This window comes from Streptomyces sp. DSM 40868, from assembly GCF_011820545.1.
Classification (GTDB): domain Bacteria; phylum Actinomycetota; class Actinomycetes; order Streptomycetales; family Streptomycetaceae; genus Streptomyces; species Streptomyces eurythermus.
In genome coordinates this window covers 6,705,298-6,722,353 of record NZ_CP050504.1, presented here as the reverse complement: position 1 = coordinate 6,722,353, position 17,056 = coordinate 6,705,298, and the positions used below count along the sequence as shown (strand labels likewise).

18 protein-coding genes and 2 pseudogenes are annotated in these 17,056 nt (G+C 73.2%); 13 read left to right on the top strand and 7 right to left on the bottom strand.

Annotated features, from left to right (window positions below; all coding sequences use genetic code 11):
• Positions 1–12 precede the first annotated feature (12 nt).
• The 3 genes from HB370_RS30585 to HB370_RS30575 all read left to right on the top strand — a co-directional run bounded on the left by HB370_RS30585 (position 13) and on the right by HB370_RS30575 (position 2,721).
• The gene (locus HB370_RS30585; RefSeq protein WP_030777739.1) at positions 13–1,536 is read left to right on the top strand and encodes an FAD-dependent oxidoreductase; all 1,524 of its coding nucleotides are present in this window, start codon (positions 13–15) and stop codon (positions 1,534–1,536) included.
• Positions 1,537–1,666: 130 nt separating this feature from the next.
• Entirely contained in the window at positions 1,667–2,503 is an 837-nt protein-coding gene (locus tag HB370_RS30580; protein ID WP_030777737.1) for a polysaccharide deacetylase family protein, read from the top strand.
• 35 nt (positions 2,504–2,538) lie between these two features.
• Positions 2,539–2,721 (top strand): hypothetical protein, encoded by a 183-nt coding sequence (locus HB370_RS30575; RefSeq protein ID WP_030777735.1) that lies wholly within the window; start codon positions 2,539–2,541, stop codon positions 2,719–2,721.
• Here the strand turns inward: HB370_RS30575 and HB370_RS30570 are convergent.
• Positions 2,713–3,373 (bottom strand): annotated as a pseudogene (locus HB370_RS30570) (ABC transporter). The gene HB370_RS30575 and the pseudogene HB370_RS30570 overlap by 9 nt on opposite strands.
• Positions 3,370–4,254, bottom strand: coding sequence for an ATP-binding cassette domain-containing protein (locus tag HB370_RS30565; RefSeq protein WP_030777734.1), 885 nt, complete (start codon positions 4,252–4,254; stop codon positions 3,370–3,372). The pseudogene HB370_RS30570 and the gene HB370_RS30565 overlap by 4 nt, the downstream one beginning before the upstream one ends.
• Positions 4,255–4,417: 163 nt before the next feature.
• On the opposite strand from HB370_RS30565, the gene HB370_RS30560 reads away from it, so the two are divergent.
• Entirely contained in the window at positions 4,418–5,146 is a 729-nt protein-coding gene (locus tag HB370_RS30560; protein ID WP_030777732.1) for an aminoacyl-tRNA hydrolase, read from the top strand.
• A gap of 180 nt (positions 5,147–5,326) precedes the next feature.
• On the opposite strand, the gene HB370_RS30555 is transcribed toward HB370_RS30560, so the two are convergent.
• Both HB370_RS30555 and HB370_RS30550 read right to left on the bottom strand, forming a co-directional pair.
• The gene (locus HB370_RS30555; protein ID WP_063766409.1) at positions 5,327–6,286 is read right to left on the bottom strand and encodes an NAD-dependent epimerase/dehydratase family protein; all 960 of its coding nucleotides are present in this window, start codon (positions 6,284–6,286) and stop codon (positions 5,327–5,329) included.
• Entirely contained in the window at positions 6,283–7,296 is a 1,014-nt protein-coding gene (locus HB370_RS30550) for a ScbA/BarX family gamma-butyrolactone biosynthesis protein (RefSeq protein WP_244405683.1), read from the bottom strand. Before HB370_RS30550 ends, HB370_RS30555 begins: the two co-directional genes overlap by 4 nt.
• 139 nt (positions 7,297–7,435) lie before the next feature.
• Between HB370_RS30550 and HB370_RS30545 the strand changes: the two genes are divergently transcribed.
• The gene (locus tag HB370_RS30545) at positions 7,436–8,083 is read left to right on the top strand and encodes a ScbR family autoregulator-binding transcription factor (protein ID WP_051815385.1); all 648 of its coding nucleotides are present in this window, start codon (positions 7,436–7,438) and stop codon (positions 8,081–8,083) included.
• Between the two features lie 85 nt (positions 8,084–8,168).
• On the opposite strand, the gene HB370_RS30540 is transcribed toward HB370_RS30545, so the two are convergent.
• Positions 8,169–8,735, bottom strand: a complete 567-nt coding sequence (locus HB370_RS30540) for a TetR/AcrR family transcriptional regulator (protein ID WP_051815383.1) — start codon at positions 8,733–8,735, stop codon at positions 8,169–8,171.
• Positions 8,736–8,776: 41 nt separating this feature from the next.
• Positions 8,777–8,968, bottom strand: coding sequence for a tautomerase family protein (locus HB370_RS30535; RefSeq protein WP_030777722.1), 192 nt, complete (start codon positions 8,966–8,968; stop codon positions 8,777–8,779).
• A gap of 265 nt (positions 8,969–9,233) precedes the next feature.
• Between HB370_RS30535 and HB370_RS30530 the strand changes: the two genes are divergently transcribed.
• Positions 9,234–10,019: a LuxR C-terminal-related transcriptional regulator gene (locus HB370_RS30530; RefSeq protein WP_157855540.1), complete on the top strand. Its 786-nt coding sequence runs from the start codon at positions 9,234–9,236 to the stop codon at positions 10,017–10,019.
• Positions 10,020–10,029: 10 nt separating this feature from the next.
• Here HB370_RS30530 and HB370_RS30525 read toward each other — a convergent pair whose 3' ends face one another.
• Entirely contained in the window at positions 10,030–10,230 is a 201-nt protein-coding gene (locus tag HB370_RS30525) for a hypothetical protein (protein ID WP_030777716.1), read from the bottom strand.
• Positions 10,231–10,556: 326 nt separating this feature from the next.
• On the opposite strand from HB370_RS30525, the gene HB370_RS30520 reads away from it, so the two are divergent.
• From HB370_RS30520 to HB370_RS42065, 7 genes and pseudogenes are all read left to right on the top strand, one after another.
• The gene (locus HB370_RS30520) at positions 10,557–11,507 is read left to right on the top strand and encodes a pseudouridine-5'-phosphate glycosidase (protein ID WP_051815379.1); all 951 of its coding nucleotides are present in this window, start codon (positions 10,557–10,559) and stop codon (positions 11,505–11,507) included.
• On the top strand, positions 11,504–12,181 hold the full coding sequence (locus tag HB370_RS30515; RefSeq protein WP_051815377.1) for an HAD family hydrolase: 678 nt from the start codon (positions 11,504–11,506) through the stop codon (positions 12,179–12,181). The genes HB370_RS30520 and HB370_RS30515 overlap by 4 nt, the downstream gene beginning before the upstream one ends.
• A 34-nt stretch (positions 12,182–12,215) precedes the next feature.
• Positions 12,216–13,661, top strand: a complete 1,446-nt coding sequence (locus tag HB370_RS30510; protein ID WP_078637381.1) for an MFS transporter — start codon at positions 12,216–12,218, stop codon at positions 13,659–13,661.
• A gap of 252 nt (positions 13,662–13,913) precedes the next feature.
• Positions 13,914–14,294 (top strand): annotated as a pseudogene (locus HB370_RS30505) (VOC family protein); the annotation flags it as partial.
• Between the two features lie 71 nt (positions 14,295–14,365).
• Complete coding sequence (locus tag HB370_RS30500) at positions 14,366–14,899, top strand: cupin domain-containing protein (RefSeq protein WP_051815374.1); 534 nt, start codon at positions 14,366–14,368, stop codon at positions 14,897–14,899.
• A 27-nt stretch (positions 14,900–14,926) separates the two neighbouring features.
• Complete coding sequence (locus tag HB370_RS30495) at positions 14,927–16,165, top strand: acyltransferase (RefSeq protein WP_078637380.1); 1,239 nt, start codon at positions 14,927–14,929, stop codon at positions 16,163–16,165.
• Positions 16,166–16,259: 94 nt separating this feature from the next.
• Entirely contained in the window at positions 16,260–17,054 is a 795-nt protein-coding gene (locus tag HB370_RS42065) for a cupin domain-containing protein (RefSeq protein WP_030777700.1), read from the top strand.
• Positions 17,055–17,056 lie beyond the last annotated feature (2 nt).

Below are 17,056 nucleotides of genomic sequence, written 5' to 3'. Positions count from 1 at the left end.
TACCCGGCGGGCATGCGTGAGCAGCGGAAGGTCACCGATTCGTACTGGTTGCACACCGCTCCCGGGCCCGATCACCCCGCCCTGGACGCGGATCTCGAGGTGGACGTGGCCGTCGTCGGCGCGGGCATCGCCGGGCTGAGCACCGCCCACGCGCTGGCCCGGGCCGGGCGTCGGGTGGCGGTGCTGGAGGCCGGGCGGGCGGCGGCCGGGGTCACCGGCTACACCACCGCCAAGCTGACCGCCCAGCACACGCTGGTCTACGACCGGCTGCGGCGCACCCGGGGCCCGGACGGCGCCCGGCTGTACGCCCGCTCGCAGTCGGAGGCGATCGAGCACGCGGCGGAGCTGGTGGCGGAGCTGGACATCGACTGCGAGTGGGAGACCCGGGACGCCTACACCTATGTCGGGGACCCCTCGCGGGTGGCCGAGGTGCGCGCGGAGGCGGACGCCGCCCGGCAGGCGGGGCTGCCGGCGTCGTTCACCACGGAGACCGGCCTGCCGTTCCCGGTGGCGGGCGCGGTCCGGGTGACCGGGCAGGCGCAGTTCCACCCGGTCAAGTACCTGCGGGCGCTCACCGCCGACCTGCTGCGGCTCGGCGGCCGGGTGTACGAGCACACGCGGGTGACCGGGCTGACGGAGGGCGAGCCGTGCCGGTTGACGACCGCGGCGGGCCCCGTGGTGACCGCCCGGCACGTGGTGATCGCCACCCACTACCCGGTGTTCGACCGGGCACTGCTGTTCGCCCGGCTCTCCCCGCGCCGGGAGCTGGTCGTGGCCGGGCCGCTGGGCGACGGCCCGGATCCGGACGGCATGTACATCACCCCGGACGAGAACACCCGCTCGGTGCGCACCGCTCCCTACGGCCCGGACGGGCAACGGCTGCTCGTGGTCACCGGGGAGCACTTCACGCCCGGCACGGGCGATCCGCGGGCCGGGTTCGACCGGCTCGCCGCCTGGGCGGAGACGCACTTCCCCGGGGTGACCCTGGACCACGCCTGGGCCACCCAGGACAACGAGTCCACCGACACCGTCCCGCTGGTCGGCCCGTTCCACCCGGCCGCCCGGCACACCTATGTGGCCACCGGTTTCGGCGGCTGGGGCCTGAGCAACGGAATCATGGCCGGGCTGCTGCTCACCGCGCTGATCACCGGCCGGGACTGTCTGTGGCGCGAGCTGTACGACCCGCGCCGGCTGAAGTCGGTGGTCCGCGAGGCGCCGTCGCTGCTGAAGACGCAGGCGGAGGTGGCCCGGCACTTCGTCGGCGACCGGCTGAAGCCGCCGGGCTCGGTGGCGGACCTGGCGCCCGGCGACGGCACGCTGGTCCGCTCCGGCGGCGAGCGGCTCGCCGTGCACCGCGACGAGGAGGGCGCGCTGCACGCGGTGTCCGCCCGCTGCACCCACCTCGGCTGTCTGGTCTCCTTCAACCGCGCCGAGCGTGCCTGGGAGTGCCCCTGCCACGGCTCGCGGTTCGCGGTGGACGGCTCGGTGCTCCAGGGTCCGGCGGTCAAGCCGCTGGAGCGGCGCGAGCTGGACTGACCGGCGCGAGCTGGGCTGACCGGCGGGCGCGGGCTGCGAGGCTCGGGGCGGGCCCGCCGGGCGGGTGAGGCCACCACAACACTGGATGTATATAGACTTATAAACCGATATTCGGTTTTACCTTCGTGGGGTGAACCCACCAGCACGTCGTCTCATCGCCCTCTGCCTCCTCGGCGCGGTGCTCACCGCCTGCGGCACCGCGAGACAGGAGCACCCCGCCTCCCCCGCCACCGGTTCCCCCTCGCCCTCCCGCGCACCGGTGCTCGCGCCGGGCCCCGGCGGGCTGACCCCGGTCTTCGAGCACGGCCCGCGCACCCGGGGCAAGACGGTCGCGTTCACCTTCGACGCCGACATGACCGCCGACCAGGGGCCCCGCGCGGCCGCCGGCGAGCGCTTCGACAACCCGGGACTGATCCGGGCACTGCGCGAACTGAAGGTGCCGGCGACGGTCTTCATGACCGGCAGCTGGGCCGAGCAGTACCCGGCCGAGGCCCGCGACCTGGGCCGCGACCCGCGCTTCGAGGTGGCCAACCACTCCTGGAGCCACTACGCCTTCACCGCCGACTGCTACGGCCTGCCGACCGTGGACGCCGGCCGGATGCGGGCGGACGTGGAGCGGGCGTACGCCTCCCTGCGCGCGGCCGGCGTGCCGCACCCGATGCCGTACTTCCGCTTTCCCGGCGGCTGTTACGACCAGCGGGCGCTGCGCGCGCTCAGCGGGCTCGGGGTGACCGCCGTGCAGTGGGACGTGGTCAGCGGTGACGCGTTCGCCACGGACGCCGACGCGGTGGCCCGGCAGGTGCTCGACGGGGTACGGCCGGGCTCGGTGGTCGTCCTGCACTGCACCCGCAGCGCCGCCCCGACCACCGAGCAGGTGGTGCGTACGGTCGTACCGGAGCTGCGCGGGCGCGGCTACCGGTTCGTGAAGGTCTCCGAGCTGATCGGCGAGACCGGCACCGGCCGTTGACCCACGCTCGAGGACCGCCGTCCTACGCTGAAGGCATGAACGACGAGGACTACTGCACCATCGCCGAGGCGGCCCGGCCGCCCAGGGCCGACGGCCCGCCGTACGCGGACTGCGTGCTGTGCCGGGAGCCGACCGAGTACCCGGAGTCGTACAAGGGCATCACGCTGTGCCCGGTGTGCGAGTGGCAGGAGGCCCAGCGCACCGCCTGCTCAGGCTGACCGGCGGGCGGTGAGCCAGGCCGCGGCGGCGCACGCGGCGGCCGCGAGCAGGGCCGCGCCCGCCAGCGGCAGCAGCGGCACCGGCGCCCGCCCGCTGTGCGACCCGGTGACCAGACCGCTGACGGCGGCCCGCGCCGGGGAGCCGGACGCGACCACCGCGAGCAGCGCGCCGAGCAGCATCGCGGGCACCGAGCGCCCGGTGGAGCGCAGCACCGGCGGGCCGGTGAGCGCGCCGACGGCCGTGCCGAGCAGGGCGCAGACGAGCGCGGCCGGCAGCCCGGCGGCCAGCGCCCGCGCCGGCGGGACGCGCGGTGCTCGCGGGATCGCTGATCAGCGTCACCACCACGTCGGCGGCCACGCCCAGCAGCACGGCCGCGAGCAGCGCGGTCAGCAGGCAGGCGAGGTGCGCCCGGGCGGGGCCGCGCGCGGCGGCGACACAGGCCCGGGCGGCGGGCGGCTCGCCGGTGACACAGATCCGTACCAGCCAGGCGGCCACCGGCAGCAGGGCGGCGGCGGTGTAGCCGAGCGAGTCCAGCACCGGCTGTCCACCGCGCACGCCGACGGCCAGGAAGACGGCGTAGAGGATCACCGGGGGCAGCCAGCGCTGGGAGCGCAGCAGCAGGTCGGCCTGGTAGCGCAACAGGGCGGTCATGGGTGGCTTCCGGGGTCGGGGGGCGGGGCGCCGGCGGGTTCGACGCGCACCACGTGCCAGGGCGGGCGGGCCGTGAGCAGGGCGCGCAGTACGACGTCGGAGTGGGAGGCCGGTACGGTGAGGCGGTGACCGCCGGGAGCCGTCTCCACCACGGCGACGGCGGTCCGTACCGCCTCCGGGGGCAGCCGCCCGTCCGGCGGGCCCTGTACGACGACGACGGTGACCGGCCCGTCCACCGCCGGACCGGCGCTTCCGGTACGGCTCCGCAGACCGCCGTCGGTCACGGTGTACGTGGCGTCCGCCGCCCCGGCGAGCCGGCGCGGGTCGTGGTCCACGAACACCACCGCGCCCCCGGCGGCCGTGTGCTCGGCCACCGCCCGGTCCAGCTCGGCCCGCGCCGGCCCGTCCAGCCCGGTCCACGCCTCGTCCAGCACCAGCAGCTCCGGGTCGCCGAGCAGGGCCTGGGCGACGGCGACCTTCTGGCTGCCGCCCTTGGACAGCCGCGCCATCGGGGTACCGGCGTACGGTCCCGCGCCGAACCGCTCCAGCCAGGTGCCCGCGGCACGGGCGGCGGCCTTGCGGCCCAGGCCGTGGAGGGTGCCGAGGTGGGTCAGATAGCCGACGGCCGTGAAGGGCAGGGCGGAGGGGAACCGCTCGGGTACGTACGCCGTGCGCGGCCGGCCGGTGACGCGGCCCTCGGAGGGCGCGTCCAGCCGGGCGAGGAGCCGCAGCAGCGTGGACTTCCCGCTGCCGTTCGCCCCCTCGATCCGGACGAGGGTGCCGGGCGCGACGACGAGGTCCACCCCGCGCAGCACCCAGGGCCCGCGCACACCGTAACGACGGCCCACGGCGGTCAGGCACAGCTCACGGCCTTGATGCATGGAGGCCATTCTGGCCGGGTGGGCTCTGCTCCGGTCGCCGTTTCTCCGGCCGGGCTTCGGCCGGACTTCTGACTGCGACCGGAACCGGGATGGGCGGGGGGCCGGACTCCGCCGGGGACCGCGCGTTGATCGGCGCGTCGGCGGGTTCGTAGGCTGGGCTCTCGTGAGCCACGATCCCGCCCCCTCCAGTGCCCGCCCGTTCCGCGCCGGGACCGATCCCCGCGACGAGGCGCCGCAGTACGTGCTGCCGCTCGTCGTACGCATCGAGCGCGGCGCCCCGCCCGCCCGGACCGACGCGCTCGAGACGGCCGCCCGGGCCGTGCTCGTCCTGCTCTCCGACGAGCGGGCGCACGGCGACGGGGAGTGGGCCGAGGCGGTGCGGAACTGGGAGGACGCGCGGATCCGCAAGGTGGTCCGGCGGGCCCGGGGCGCCGAGTGGCGGCGTGCCGAGGCACTGCCCGGGATCACGCTGACCGGCAAGTCGGCCGAGGTCCGGGTCTTCCCGCCGATCCCGCTGGACGGCTGGCCCAAGGACCTGGCGAAGCTCCAGGTGTCGGGCACCGAGCTGGACGACCCGGAGCCGCCCGTCGCCGCCGATCCGGCGCAGCCGGTGCTGTGGCTCAACCCGGACCTGGAGATGTCGGCGGGCAAGGCGATGGCCCAGGCCGGGCACGGCGCCCAGCTGGCCTGGTGGGCACTGTCCGAGGCGGAGCGCACCGTATGGCGGGAAGCGGGCTTCCCGCTGGCCGTCCGCACCGCCGCCCCCGCCGACTGGCCCCGGCTGACCACCGCCGGACTCCCCCTGGTCCGCGACGCCGGCTACACGGAGATCGCACCGGGCTCCTGCACGGTGGTGGCGGACCATCCGGCGCTGCGACGGCCGTCTTCGTAGGTGATTCGTCACCTGCTCCCCCGACGGGACGTCGACGCCGCAGCCACGCCGACGTCCGAGCGGCCACGGTGCGGCCGGACCGCCGTGGATGCGCGCCCGTCGGCGGGCCGTCACCTCGGCCGGGGAGCGGCCGGCCGGCGCCCGTCGCGTCGGGGTTCCGGATGTGTCCGGGCGTGGTGTTCAGGTCTCCTGCCAGCGCGGTTGCCGTTCTTGCCGGCATCGGTGGTGGACGTCTCGACCGGGGCTGTCGGGGGACAGTGCCGGGTCGGGGTGGGGAACGCAGCCGGTGTCCCGCCAGATGCCGGTGCTGTGGAACCAGTGGTCGGTCGCGAGTAGGTCGAGGTCGTGGGTGCTGTGCCCGTGTGCGCGCAGGTGGGTCCGGGCCTGCTCCAGGCTGACGTTCCGGTGTGGCAGGGAGAGCCCGGCCCGCCGGGCGAAGTACCGTAGGAGGGTGCGGGCGGAGACGGGGGACGGGTGGTTGGCGTGGTAGGCGCGACCGCGCAGGGCCCGTGACGGAGCCGTCGCCGCGGCCACGGCCAGGCGTGCGAGGTCGTCGACGGTGATGACGGAGTGCAGGCTGCGCCAGCCGTCGACGGTGAACGGCAGCGCGCGGGCCAGCCGGGTGATGCCCGGGCCGACCCATCGGTCGCCCGCCCCGTGCACCAGGTGCGGGCGCAGCACGGTGCCGTCGGCGGCGAGTACGGCGTCCTCTGCCTCGGCGCGGCTGCGGGAGGCGTCGGAGACGGGGGCGCGGCGCAGTTCCTCCACGGTCGCGTCGCGGAACGGACCGCGACCGTAGACCGCGGCGGTGCTGACGTAGACGATGCGGCGCACGCCCGCGCGGGCGGCTTCCCCGACCAGGGCTCTGGTCCCGGCGGCGTTGACCGCCGCACACGCGTCGGGCGGGCCCGCGACGCAGGAGGAGCAGTGCACGAGGACGTCCACGTCCGCGCAGATACGGGTGAGGGTGTCCGGATCGGTCACATCGCCGGTGACGACAGTGGCATGCGCCGGGGCGGCTGCCGGAGCGCGGTGGTGGCGCAGCAGGCGCAGTCGCGCGTCGGGATGGGCGCGTGCGGCCCAGTGGGTCACCCGGCTGCCGATGAAGCCGCTCGCCCCGGTGATCAGGATGGTGGTCATAAGAGGCCCCCCCGCCGGCCCTGGGCGCCGTCGGGTGACCAGAGGGTGAGCGTCGCGGAGAAGCTCTCGGCACCGTCCTGGACACCACGCACGCGGACGCGCGGACCGGGCCCGGCCGAGTGGATGTGTTCCGCCTCGATGTAGCAGGGCGAGCCGAATTCGACGTATCGGGTGAAGACGCTGTCCATCGTGATCGGGGGCTGCCGGCGGGAAGCGCCGTGCAGGGCGTGGGCGGCCTGCCGTGCGGCCTCGAGGAGGACCATCCCGGGGACGTGGTCGACCGGGTGGTCGAAGAGGATGGGGTGGGTGGTGTCCGCGCGCAGTTGCCAGCGGCCCGGGCGGTCGGCTGCGGCGAGGACGACGTCTTGCGGATGTTCACGGCCGACGGCCCGCGGAGACAGTGCCTGCGGCAGTGGCAGGGCCTTGCTCGGTGCTCCGGCACGCAGCCGCCGGTAGACGGCCGGGGAGGCGCAGCCGAAGGCGGCCTCGGCCTCGGCGACGGGGCGGCCCTCGCGCAGGAGGACCGCGTGGTACCGCATGCGGGACAGGTGGCCGGAGCGGTAGGCGATGTCACCGCAGGTGATCTTGAGTTCGACGTCGGCGGGGGTGGCGCCGATGCGCAGGCCTTCTTCGGTGACGGAGTACGACAGGCTCTGCAACAGGAACTGGTGACCGAACGGAACCTGGTACTCGGCATGGGCGAGGAGGGCGCCGGTCTGGCGGACCGTCTCGGCCAGCAGCAGCGGGTCGAGGCGCCCCGCCACGGGTGTGAAGAAGGCGTGGGTGCGGGGCCACTGCGCGGCGACGGTGAACGAGTCGGGGCCGTCCGCTCGCCAGCCGGTGAGAAAGACCTCGGCGACCGCTGCCCGGTGGACGTACTGGCGGGGGACGGTGGCGGTCAGAGCCAGCAGATCGTCGTCGCTCAGCGGCGTCCACGTCCGCTCGGCAAGGGTGTTGCGGTCGGCTACGGGGGTGGAGCGGGCGAGGGTCGGAACAGGGTGGAGCGTCACCTTGATCTCCTCTTGACCTTTGTCCTGACAACTGTGTCCTGACAACGCGAGGGGTCCGGGCCGCAGCAGGACCGGACCTGCCGCCGGTAAAATACAGACCGATCTGTCTGTACTTCAACAGGCATCTTGGGAGAGCACAGTGGCGCAGCAGGAACGAGCGCTTCAGACCCGGCGGCAACTGGTGGAGGCGGCGGCCTCCGTGTTCGCCGAACGGGGCTACGACGGGGCCAGCACCGGGGAGATCCTGACCCGGGCGGGATTCACGCGCGGGGCGATGTACCACCATTTCGCGTCCAAGGAGGCCATCGCCCAGGAGGTGGTGGCGGCCCAGATCGAGGCTTTGCGCCCGCCGAGGACCAGCGTCCGGCTGCAGGCCGCGATCGACATCACGCTCACCTACGCACGACTGCTGCAGACCAGCGACGTGCTGAGGGCGGCGGTACGTCTCACGGTCGAGGAAACCTCCTTCTCGCAGAGCAGGACGGCGCCCTATCAGTGGGCCCTGGACGTCATCGAGAACGTGCTGCGCGAGGCCGATGCGGGCGGTGAGCTGCTGCCGGGCACGCCGATCCCGGATCTCGCCCAGCTCGTCGTGGGGTCGTTCACCGGCATCCAGCTGCTGTCGAACCTGGTCAGCGGCCGTGAGGACCTGCTGCACCGGGTGTCGGTGATGTGGAACGTGCTGTTGCCGGGCATCGCCGTGCCGGGTGTCCTGCGGCGGCTCGACACGCACGAGGAACGCGGTCACCTTCTGAGCGGGACGCAGGGCGACGCGGACGATGTGTGACGCGCGCCGGGGGGGACTCCCCCCCCGGCGCCCACCGGCTTGGAGCCGCGGCGGCATCGGGCAATACCGGTCGGCCGCCCGGGGATCAGACGGCCTCCGGCTCCGCCAGCGCGCGGCCGAGCTGTTGCCACAGGCCGACGGATTCCGCGAGGTACCACCACCGCGGGTCCCGCCGGCCCAGCGCCTCCAGTCCGCCGAACACGCTGACGACCAGCGTGGCCGCCTGCGCCGGGCCCGGCGCGGAGGCGGCCGTGCGCTGCTCACGCGCGATGCGTCGGCGCACCAGGCAGGTGAACTGCGCTTGCAGGGCGGCGACTTCCCGGGGATCGAGGAGCGCCAGGCCGGATCGGAGCACGACGTCCTGGCGCAGCCGCCGGAACAACTGCTCCGCGAGGCGGCACAGGGCCTCCGCGACCGGCCGCCGGTCGGCCACGAAGTGCCGCAGCAGCAGGCGCAGCGTCCCCCGCGCCTCGTCGCGCAGGGCCCGCAGCAGGTCCTGCTTGCCGGAGAAGTGATGGCTGAGGGCGCCCCGGCTGACGCCCGCCCTGCGGCAGACCCCGCTCATGCTGGCGTCGCCGGTTCGGTCCACTTCGTGCGCGGCCGCCAGTACCAGGGCGCTCCGGGTCCGGTAGCCGCGAGCCTGAGTCGGCATATCGAATACGGGTCGGTCGGTTCGGAATGGCGTGCCGGCGGTCAGTCCGCCCCCGGAGCCGCCAGGGCCCCGCCGCGCCCCCAGAACGCGGGGTCCGTCTCCCGGATGATCACCGTGACGGCCTCCTCGGGGCAGCCGGCCCCTTGGGCGACCACCTCCGTGACCCTCTTCACGGTCGTCGCGCGCGTGTCGGCGGTGCTGCCGCGCCACCAGTCGATCGTCACCACGGGCATGGGGAGGTCCTTTCGTCTCTTGTCGCTCACTGAGGTGGCCCGCCATAACAGGCAGACCGATCTGTTTGTTATTCTCTGAGTGCGTAGCTCTCCGCACGGCTGTCCACGCCGTGTCCGCACAGCCGGCCGGCCCGTGGTGTGTCACGGGCGGACCGCGTGCCCAATCGATGTCGATGAGGGAGTGTTCGTGCATTCAGTCGGGATCGCGCGTAAGGATCATGCCGCCGTACGCAGTGGCCACCGGCAGACCACGGCCCTCCGCGCTGTGGGAGGTGCCCTGCCGTCGTCCCGCGTCGAGACGGCCGGCCCGTCGTCCCTGGAGGGTGAGCTGGACGCCGTCGAGGCGGTGCTCACCCGCGCCCAGGCGGCCCTGAAGGAACAGCTCGCCCGCGCGCGCAGCCTGCGGCGCGAACTCGCGGAGATGCCCCGGCTCGCACCGGTGCCCAAGGAGCCGGGACGCGAGCTGGTGCTGAGCGCTCGTCGCGAGGTGTGGGTGGCGCTGGCCCCTCCCCCCTCGCTGGCTTGCCTGAAGGACGCCGAGGCCCAGTTCGCGGATCTGACCTCCCAGGGTGTGGCGCTGCGCGCCCTGTACCCGAGCACCGTCCTCGCCGTCGACGGCGGCGCGGAGCATCTGGAACGGACGGCGGAACTCGGTGTGGAGTGCCGCATGGTGGACATCCAGCAGGTCTTCACCGCCGTGGTCGACCAGGAGTTCGTGTTCATGGCCGCGGGCCTGCGCCCGGGCGAGGAGGGCGAGACGGTCTTCCGCGCACCCCAGGACGTCGCCCTGCTGAGGCAGTCGTTCGAGCAGACCTGGCGCTCGGCCCGGCGGGTGCACCCCGGATCCCGGGCGCGGCAGCGGCTGACGGCGGAGCAGCTGACGATGCTGCGACTGATGAGCTCCGGGGTGAAGGACGAGAAGATCGCCCGGCTGCTCGGCGTGTCCTCCCGGACCCTGAGCCGGCTGATGGCCGGCGCGATGGAGGAACTGGAGGCCCGCAGCCGGTTCGAGGCGGGGGTTCGCGCCGCGGAGCTCGGCCTGCTGAGCTGACCCGGGCCGATCACGGTCTGGGCGGCTGTGTCGCCTCGGCGCCGGCCAGGGCCGAGGCGACGGCCTGGCGCAGAGCCTGGCGCAGATGCCAGACGAGGTTCTTCAGCTCCGTCTTGCTCGGGCTGGAGGAGAAAGCCGAATCCGCCGCCTCCAGCACCCGCAGGGCACGGCCCACATCCAGCCCCTCGCTCTTTCCCTGCTCCGTTTCCATTCCTTTCTCTCTCCTTTCCTGCCTTGTTCCTCCGGTACAGTCTCTTTCTCTCTTCGCCCTGATCCCTTACGGGAAGAGGAGCTCCCTCGCCGAGAAGATTTCCCACGGTGTCATGAAAGCACTCGGGAAAGTTCCGTGAATGCCTGTTGGCCAGTGCCGGACAGGCGGGTATTCGCCATTGACACCGAGCTCGACGTGCATGGACACCTGTCAGGGAAACGCCAGGCGACTCTTCGCCACACCATTCGGTGGACAAGCGGCACACCGACCGAACACGATTGTGGCCACGCGATCGGAATTCACCCGACGAGTCGGAGGTTGCCTCGGTGAACGAGACCGTGCACGAATTGATCGAACTCGGCGAAGAAGTGGCCACGGCGCTGTCCGAACACCGCCCGGTGGTCGCGCTGGAATCGACGGTCATCGCCCATGGAATGGCCTATCCGGGCAATGTGGAGACGGCCCGGGCCATCGAGCAGGCGGTTCGCTCGGCCGGCGCCGTGCCCGCCACCATCGGTATCGCGGACGGCCGCTTCGTCGTCGGGATGGACGACAAGAGGATCGAGCAGTTCGCCACCACGCAGGGTGTGCCCAAGGTCAGCAGCCGGGACATCGGCCCGGTGCTCGCCGGCGGTGGCCTCGGCGCCACCACCGTCGCCTCCAGCCTGGTCGCCGCCGACCTGGCGGGCATCCCGGTGTTCTCCACGGCCGGCATCGGCGGCGTCCACCGCGGGGCGCAGACCACCTTCGACATCTCCGCCGACCTGGTGCAGTTCACCCGCAGTCGGGTCGCGGTGGTGTGCGCCGGCGCCAAGAGCATCCTCGACCTCGGGCTGACCCTGGAGTACCTGGAGACGCTCGGCGTTCCCGTCATGGGCTACCGGTGCGACGACTTCCCCGCGTTCTACTGCCGTTCCTCCGGCTTCCGCAACCCGCAGCGGATCGACGACCTCGACGCCATCGCACGGGCCCTGCGCGCGCACTGGGCCGCGGGTCTGCCCGGCGGCGCCCTGGTCACCCACCCGATCGCCGAGGCGGACGCCCTCGACGCGCAGGCCATGGAGGAGGTCATCGAGCGGGCCCTGGCCGACGCCGACGCGGAAGGGGTCACGGGGCCGGCCATCACGCCGTATCTGATGAAGGCCGTCTCGCGGGCCACCGAGGGCCGCAGCGCGGCCGCCAACCGGGCGGTGCTCATCTCCACGGCGGCCGTCGCGGGCGAACTGGCCGTCGCCTACACCCGGCAGGCCGGCGTCGGGGGAGGTGAGGACCGGTGATCCAGGCGGCCGTCTTCGACCTGGACGGAACCCTCGCCGACACCCCGGCCGCGATCGGCCGCCTGCTGACGCGGGTGTGCGCGGAGTACGGAGTGGACGTCACCGAGGCACAGGTGGCACCGACCATCGGCAAGCCGCTGGAGCCCTCCGTCGCCGCACTGCTGGGGCGGGCGGTGGACGACCCGGTCACCACGCGGGCGGTGACCCGCTACCGGGAGCTGTTCGACTCCGACGTCCTCAGCGCGGGACCCGCCCTGTTGTACGAGGGGGTCGCCGAGGGGCTGCGGGACCTGCGGGAGCGAGGGCTGCCGCTGGCCGTGGGCACGTCGAAGATCTCCGCCAGCGCCGAGAAGCTCCTTGCCGCCACCGGGATCCGTGAGCTGTTCGGCCCGGTCGTCGGCAACGACATGGTGCGGCGCGGCAAGCCCGACCCGGAGATGGGTCTGCGGGCCGCGAGCGAGCTGGGTGTGCCGGTCGAGCGGTGCGCCTACATCGGTGACACCGGTACTGACATGCGCATGGCTGTCAGTGCGGGGATGCTGCCGGTCGCGGTCACCTATGGCGTCGGCGCCGAGGAGGAGCTCGCCGGCGGTGGCGCGCTGATCTGCCGGTCCTTCGGCGAAGTCGTACAAACCCTGTCGGAACACGTCCCGGCCGACCCGGTCCGTGCCTGAGGCACGAGACCGGACGCCAGGAGAAAGCACAGTCATGACCACAGAAGCAACGTCGGGGAACCCGACCGGCGCGATGGCCGCCGCCCAGAGCGCTCCCGAACCGGCCGACAACAGGATCAGCGGCCGGCAGGCATGGGCCCTGGCGGTCCTGGGCTGCGGATTGTTCCTCGCCACCCTCGACCTCTCCATCGTCTACGTTGCCCTGCCCAGCATCGGCGAGGACCTGGCGCTGCCCGAGAGCAGGCTCCAGTGGATCGTCAGCGGCTACGCCATCTTCTTCGCCGGGTTCCTCCTGGTGGGGGGACGCACCGGGGACCGCTTCGGCGCCCGCAGGGTCTTCCTCGGCGCCACCGCGCTCTTCGGGGCCAGCTCACTGGCGGCCGCGCTGACCCAGGACTTCACCACGCTCGTCGTCGCCCGCGCTCTGCAGGGCATCGGGGCCGGACTGCTCGACCCGGCCACCCTGGGACTGATCCAGCAGGTCTTCCCGCCCGGCCCCAAGCGGAACCGCGCCATGGCCGTATGGGGCGCCGTGGGAGCGATCGGCCTGGTCGGCGGTGTCGCCCTGGGCGGGCTGCTGACGACGGTGTCGTGGCAGTGGGTGTTCCTCGTGAACGTACCGATCGCCGCCGCGGTCATCGCCGCCGGTCTCTTCCTGCTGCCCGGCCGCCGCACCGACGCGGCCGCGCCGACGCCGCTGAACGCGCTGAGCGGGATCCTCGGCACCGGCGCGATCCTCCTGCTCGTGCTCGGCCTGACCCGCCTCGGGGACGCGGGCTGGTCCGACCCCGCCACCCTCGTCGGCCTGGCCGGCTTCGTGGTGCTGGCCGCCCTGTGGGTGGTGCGCGAGCGGACCAGTGCCAGCCCCCTGATCGCCCGCGAACTGTGGCGCACCCGGTCGCTGATGGTGGCCTGTGCGGTGGACGCCTGCTATGTGCTCAGCATCGGCGTGGAGTTCTTCCTCGTCACGCTGTTCCTGCAGGACCAGCGGGGCTTCAGTCCCCTCGCCGCCGGGCTCGGCTTCCTGCCGCTGACGGTGACGGTGATCATCGGCAACGCCGTCACGGACCGGCTCGTCGGGCGGCACGGGCCGAGGACCATGGTGATGGGCGGGTTGCTGCTCGCCGCGATCGGCCTCGGCCTGCTGGCGGTCGGGGTACACAGCGACAGCTACGCGATCGGTGTGCTGCCCGGGCTGCTGCTGTCCGGACTGGGCAACGGCATCGCCTTCCCGGCCATGTTCATCGCGGCCACCTCCGAGATCCCCGGGGAGAACCAGGGCGTCGGCGCGGCACTGGTGACCACCACGCAGAACGTCTTCCAGGCGCTCGGGCTCGCCGTCCTGGTCATCCTCCTCGGCGCGCATCCCGGCACCGGCAACTTCACGACCACCTTCGCCGCCACCGGCGCCATGGCCCTGCTCGGCACCTTGGTCGCCGCCACCGGCCTGCGTGGCCCGCTGGCCGGCAAGGCGGACTGAGCATCCGCCCCCGCGCACAGCCCGACCGCGGCCACCTGCCCCACGCACAGCACAGCCGCGGCCACACACGCAGGACAACCGCGTCCGCCCGCCGCCGCGATGCCGGTGCGGCCACCCGGCCGCACCGGGCGGAACCCCCTCACCGCGGCCGCCGCGTCCGGGGGCCCGTCCTCCCTCACAGGCCCCCGGACGCGAGGCCCCCGCCCCGCCGGCGCCCGCCGCCGGCCTTCCGGAAGGAGCCCGGGAAGCACCATGGAAATCCTCGCCAGCCGCATCGTCATCCGTCCCACCGACCCCGAAGCGGCCCGCCGCTTCTACCGTGACCAGCTGGAGCTGCCGGTCTACCAGGAGTTCGGCAGCGGTCCCGAACGCGGCACCGTCTTCCACCTGGGGGGCGGATTCCTCGAACTCGTCGGCCGGTCCACGACGCCGCCGACCGACCAGCCCGCCCTCTGGCTCCAGGTCCGCAACCTCGCCGCGACCCGCGCCCGGCTGCTCGCCAACGGCGTCACCCCGGCCCGTGACGCGCGGGTCGAACCCTGGGGACTGTGGGAGATGCACCTCAACGACCCCGACGGAGTGCGCATCTACGTCGTCGAGGTCCCCCAGGACCACCCCTTCCGCCACGGCGTTCCGGCCCCCGACACGCCGGCGCCCATCCCCCTCGAAGAGCAGATCGCTCGCATAGAGGCAGGCAGGTGAACATGTCGCTCTACATACGCGCCTCCGCACAGCGCGCTCCCGAACAGCGCCCGGGCGACCGGCGGGATGTGCGGCCCCGCCCCGACGAGTCCTACCTGGGCACCCCCGAGCAGGCCGAGCAGGTTCCCATCGGCACGAACGTGTGCAGGATGCTCGTGCCCACCCACGCCACCGGCGGCAGGCTCGGCCTGTTCTCGCTGTCGATGCCCCCGAACGGTCCGTACGCCTCGCCCCACTTCCACAAGGAGATGACCGAGCTGTTCGTGGTCCTGTCCGGTGAGGTGACCCTGACCAGGGGTGAGACACCGGTGACGGCCCGGCCCGGTACGGCGCTCTACGTTCCCCCGGGCACCCCGCACGGCTTCGCGAACGTCTCCGACACACCTGCCGAGCTGCTGATCGCGTTCATGCCGGGCCGTCACCGCGAGGACTTCTTCCGCGGGCTGGCCGAGCTGCTGAACCGGGACGTCGTCCCCGGCGAGCAGGAACTGGAGGAATTCGCCGAGCGGTTCGACCAGTACCGGTACCGCTCCTGACGGGCCTGACAACCGGGGGGAAAATCCATGCCGCGCCTGCACGCGCCGACGGAGTCCGGAGAACCGGCATCCGTCGAACCGGCAACCAGCAACGCGACGTTCAGCAGACTTCCGTCCCTGACCGGCATGCGGTTCATCGCCGCCCTGCTGGTCTTCGCCACACACATATCCGCCAACCGGCTCTTCGCCTCGCGGGCCACCGACGACGGCCTGGCCGCCGTGCTGGGCCGCACCGGATGGCTCGGCGTCAGCTTCTTCTTCGTCCTCAGCGGCTTCATCCTGACCTGGTCCGCCCGCCCCGCCGACACGGTGCGAGGCTTCTGGCGCCGCAGGATCGTCAAGATCTACCCCAACCACCTGGTCACCCTCGTGGCCGCGCTGGCCCTGATGGCGGCCGTCGGGCAGACCATCAGGCCCTCGGCCACCGCGGCGAACCTGCTGCTGCTCAACACCTGGGTGCCCGTCGTCGACATCTACGACAGCCCCAACGGGCTGAGCTGGTCGCTCTGTTGCGAGCTGGCCTTCTACCTCGCGTTCCCGCTTCTGCACCGTCTCGTCGTGCGCATCCCGTCCACCCGGCTGTGGGTGTGGACAGCCGCGGTGGGGCTGCTCGTCATCGCCGTGCCCTTCCTGGCGCGTGCACTGCCCACCGCACCGGTCACCCCGTGGGCTGCCGACATCCCGTTCTGGCACTACTGGCTGGCCTACAGCCTGCCCCCGGTACGGATGCTCGAGTTCGTCCTGGGCATCCTCGTGGCCCGCACCGTCCTCACCGGCCGCTGGGCCGGCCCGGGCCCCGTGACGGCGACGCTGCTCACCCTGGCCGCCTACGGTGTGATGACCGTGGCACCGGCCGAGTTCGCCATGGCGGCCGTCCCCGCCGTACCGCTGGCCCTGCTGATCGCGGCCATCGCCACGGCGGACATCACGGGCGCACCGTCACCGCTGCGGTCGGCGGCCATGGTGCGGCTGGGCGAACTCTCCTTCGCCTTCTACATGGTCCACGAGCTGATCATCCGTTACGGGCTGCGGGCCCTGGGACACCACTGGAGCACCGCCGGGGGCCTCGCCCTGACAGCGGGCCTGTTCAGCGCGTCACTGGGGTGCGCCTGGCTGCTCCACAGGTACGTGGAGGTGCCCGCGATGCGCCGCTGGGGCAGCCGGCGCCGCCCCGCGCCCGCCGCCGCGGACGTCCCGCCCCCCGCGCGGCAGCCCGGCGGGGACCAGCGCCGGGACCCGGACACTCCGGTGCCGGCCCCTCGCTGACCGGCAGACCCGAACCGCTGCCCTGCGCGAGAGCTTCGTACCGCGGCTCCTGCCCGCCTGCCGCGACATCATCCCCTCACGACAAGGAACAGTCATGTCCACGACAGCCACGCGCGGCGCCGTCATCCCCGCCGGCACGCTCACCTTCACCTCCGCCGGCCAAGGAGTGACCACCGCCACCGCGGTCGGCGCCCATCTCGGCGCCCGCATCGTCCGCCTGGACGTCGTCCGTATCGCCGCGGGCCGCACCTGGGCACTTTCGCGGGCCGCCCACGAGGAGAACGTCATGGTGGTCTTCGCCGGCCCCGGCACCGCAGCCTCGGGAGCGCACACCCGCGAGGTCACCCGGGGCGACGCCGTCTACTCGCCCACGGGCGACACCCTGGGCATGACGGCGGCCGGCACGGACGTCACCGTCTACCTCTGGCGCAGCCGTCTGCTCCCCGGCCGCCGTCCCGGCGCCGCCCCGGCACGCTTCAGCCGCCTGTGGAACACCGACACCCAGCTCACCGGCTTCACCGGCACGGGCCAGGCCCCCGCCTCCCGGCGCACCGCCCCCATGAACTTCCTGTTCTGGCCGGGCACCGGCAGCCCGCAGCTGTGCCTGCACTGCGGCTGCATGCAGGCCGGGGAGTACTTCAACGTCCATGTCCATCCGGACAGCGAGGAGGCCTTCATCGTCTTCGAGGGAACCGGACAGCTCCACCTGGACGGCGAGTGGATCGACGCCGCCCCCGGCGACGTGCTCTTCGCCCCGCCCGGAGTGCCGCACGGCACCCGGCACCCCGCCACCGACCCCGCCGCCCCGCGTTTCGCCACCTGCGGCGGTCCCACCCCCTTCGACCCGGTGCTCTACCAGCGCGCCGGACTGTCCACCGAGGTGAAGTGATC